We start from the raw sequence: 3,715 nt of genomic DNA, 5'->3' as shown, positions 1-3,715 counted from the left end.
TCCTCGCCATACGCCTCACCAACCGCATCAACACAACCCTCAACACCCACACCACCATCCACACCCTCTTCCAACACCCCACCATCGCCGACCTTGTCCCATACCTGGAAACGACCGGCGTCGGCACGTCCGAGAGGGTCACGGCCGTAGTTCCCCGCCCTGAGCGGATACCGCTCTCGCCGGCACAGCGCCGACTGTGGTTCCTGCACCAGCTCGACGGGCCCAGCCCGGTCTGGAACATTCCACTGGTCACACGGGTCCGTGGTTCCCTCAACAGCAATGCCCTGAGTCTGGCCCTGTCCGATGTGATGCGCCGACACGAGGCACTCCGTACCGTGTTCACCGACCTCGACGGCGAGCCGGCACAGTCGGTTCGATCCGACGTGAGCGTCGAGATCGGCTGGTCGTCCTGCGCGCTCGAAGACGTCGACCAAGCAGTGGCCGAGCAGTGTGCCTACGAGTTCGACATTGTCACCGAACCGCCTGTGCACGCGCATGTGGTGCGAACTGGCGCCGACAGCACGGTATTTGTTCTCGTGGTACACCACATCGCGGCCGATGGCTTGTCGATGGGTTCACTCGTGGCCGACCTGGAGCGCGCGTACTCCGCCAGGACCGCCGGCCGGGAACCCGAGTGGCTCCCGCTACCGGTTCAGTACGCCGACTACGCGCTCTGGTCCCTCCAGCAGGAAGACCGGCACGACAGCGACCTGGCGTACTGGCGGGAAGCGCTGGCGGGCCTTCCGGAGGAACTGGCGCTGCCGTACGACAGGGCACGGCCGGCACGTGCCTCCCACAACGGAGCCGAAGTGACTGTGCGGATCGGGCCGGAGACTCATCACCGGCTGCGAGACCTCGCTCGTCATCACGGAAGCACCATGTTCATGGTCGTCCACGCGGCTCTCAGCGCCGTGCTGACCAGGGTCGGTGCCGGCACCGACATCCCGCTCGGCACGGTGGTGGCAGGCCGCTACGATCCGGCTCTCGACAACCTCGTCGGATTCTTCGTGAACAGCTTGGTGCTGCGCACCGATACCTCCGGTGATCCCCGGTTCGACGAGCTGCTCGGTCGGATCCGCGCAGCCGACCTCTCGGCATACGAGCACCAAGCTGTGCCCTTCGACCGCATAGTTGAGGAGTTGCGCCTCAGCCGGTCGCTGTCTCGCCATCCGCTGTTCCAAGTCGCCCTCAGCGTCGAGGACGAGGCGCCGGGACTGCGGCTCGCCGGGGTCGAGACGACCACCGGTCGAGTGCCGATGTCCCCGGCAAAGTTCGACCTTCTCATCGGCGCGATCGAGCATGGCGTGACCGAGGACGAAGCCCGCGGAATCACCTTGACACTGACCTACGCGACGGACCTGTTCGACAAGGGCACGGTACGCGAACTGGGCGACCGGCTGGTGCGTCTGCTGAGCGCGGTCGCCCACAACTCGTCACTCCGAATCGGACAGATCGACCTGCTGACCGCTGCGGACCGGCGGCGTTTGCTGGAGGACTGGAACCGGACCGACGACGTAGTGCCGAGCACCCTGCCCGAACTGTTCGAAGACCAGGTCAAGGCCGGTTCGCAACGGGTGGCCGTCGAAGCAGACGGGATCGGCACGTCGTATGCCCAGCTGAACGCACGCGCCAATCGGCTCGCACGCTACTTGATCCGTCAGGGCGTCGGCCCGGACGTTCCGGTTGCCGTGTCCACCCAACGCTCGCTCGACTGGGTGGTGGCGTTCCTCGCGATCTCGAAGGCCGGCGGCACGTACCTGCCGGTGGACCCGGCGTATCCGTCGCAGCGCAAGCAATTCGTACTCGCGGACAGTGCCGCTGGGATAGCACTGGTCGACGCCGCGGACGCCTTGGGCGACGTCGATATGCCCACCGTGCTCCTCGGCGACCTCGACCTTTCGGGGTTTTCCGCCGACGACATCCGTCCGGCCGACCGGGCGGCACCGCTGCAGCACAGCCACACCTCTTACGTCATCTACACCTCGGGATCGACCGGAAAGCCGAAGGGGGTCGCTCTACCGCATACCGGAATAACCCGACTGGTGTGCCGGCACCGCGACTTCGTAGCACCGGACTCGGCGCACCGCGTGCTGCAATTGGCGTCGATTAGCTTCGACGGCTCCGTGTGGGAGCTGGTCATGGCGTTGTTGCTCGGCGGCACACTGGTGATCGGCAAACCGGAAGCGTTGCTCACGGCCCGGCCGGGCGATGCTCCGGACATCACCCATGTGTTGGTCACGCCTTCGATGCTCGCAGCTCTGCCGGCGCACGCAGTACCTGAAGGGGCCGTGGTCATCACGGCCAGCGAGTCCTGCCCGCAATGGCTGGTGGACCAGTGGGCAACCACCCACAACCTGGTCAACTCCTACGGGCCCACCGAGACCACGGTCTGCGCGACGGGCGGTCCGCTGCCCGCCGGGCAACAAGTGACCATCGGTGGCCCCGTGGCCAACACCGATGTCTACGTGCTGGACGAGGCACTGCGGCTGGTACCGCCGGGGGTCGCGGGGGAACTTTACATCGCGGGCGCCGGGCTGGCCCGGGGATACGTGAGCCAGGCCGGGCTGACCGCGTCCCGATTCGTCGCCGATCCGTTCGGTCCCCCTGGCACCCGCATGTACTGCTCGGGCGACGTGGTGCGCTGGGACAGGTCCGGTCGGCTGTTGTTCGTCGGGCGTGCCGACGACCAGGTCAAGATCCGCGGCTTCCGGATCGAACTCGGTGAGGTCGAGGCCGCGCTGTTCGCATGCCCAGGGGTCGGCCACGCCGCGGTCCTGGTGCGCGAGGACCAGCCGGGCGAACGGCGTCTGGTCGGCTACGTCACCGGCTCGGCCGAGCCCTCCGAGATACGACGGTGCCTCGCCCGGCGGTTGCCGGAGTACATGGTGCCGTCCGCACTGGTGACGCTTGACGCGTTCCCTCTCACCACCAATGGCAAGCTCGATCGTCGCGCTCTGCCCGCGCCGCACTACAGCAGCACGTCGCGGCACGCGCGCACTCCGCGCGAAGAGATGCTGTGCGGGCTGTTCACCGAACTGCTCGGTGTGCCCGAGGTGGGCGTCGACGACGACTTCTTCACGCTGGGGGGGCACTCCCTCTTGGCCACCCGTTTGGTCAACCGGGTGCGGGTGACCTTCGGGGCGGAGCTCACTCTGCCCACGGTGTTCGAGAATCCCAGTGTGGCCGGACTGGAGCGATGGCTGCACCAGGCTGACGTGGCCGACGTGGTTCCCCTGGTAGCGGTGCATCCCCGGCTGGCCAAGGTACCGCTGTCCCCGGCGCAACGTCGGCTGTGGTTCCTGCACCAAGTCGACGGCGGGAGCGCTGCGTACAACATCGCGTTGGCCAGCCACGTCTCCGGGGCGCTGAACCGGGAGGCGTTTCAGGAGGCCATATCCGATTTGGTGATCCGGCATGAAATCCTGCGCACGGTGTATCCCGAGCAGGACGGCGAGGCGCTGCAGGTCATCCTCCCGGCAGGACAGGCCACCGTCACCGTGCAGTGGTCACAGAGCCTGCCGCAACTGGCCGACGAACGGATATCCCAGGAGTGCGAGCACAGGTTCGACCTCGGTGCCGATCTTCCGATGCGCGTGCACGTCGTCGACACCGGTGCTGAATCGGTGTTGGTGTTGGTGTTGCATCATATTGCTGCGGATGGGTGGTCGATGGGGCCGTTGACCGCGGATCTGGCGTGTGCGTATGCGGCGCGGGT

At 66.8% G+C, this 3,715-nt stretch carries 1 protein-coding gene; it reads left to right on the top strand.

All coding sequences use genetic code 11. The annotated features are described in order from the left end of the window. On the top strand, positions 1-3,715 hold a 3,715-nt coding region (locus ACIPEK_RS46340), incomplete at both ends, for an amino acid adenylation domain-containing protein (protein WP_402008980.1).

Origin of the sequence: Streptomyces sp. NPDC088246, assembly GCF_044741025.1 — a bacterium.
Lineage (GTDB): Bacteria > Actinomycetota > Actinomycetes > Streptomycetales > Streptomycetaceae > Streptomyces.
This window is presented reverse-complemented; position numbering and strand designations above follow the sequence as displayed.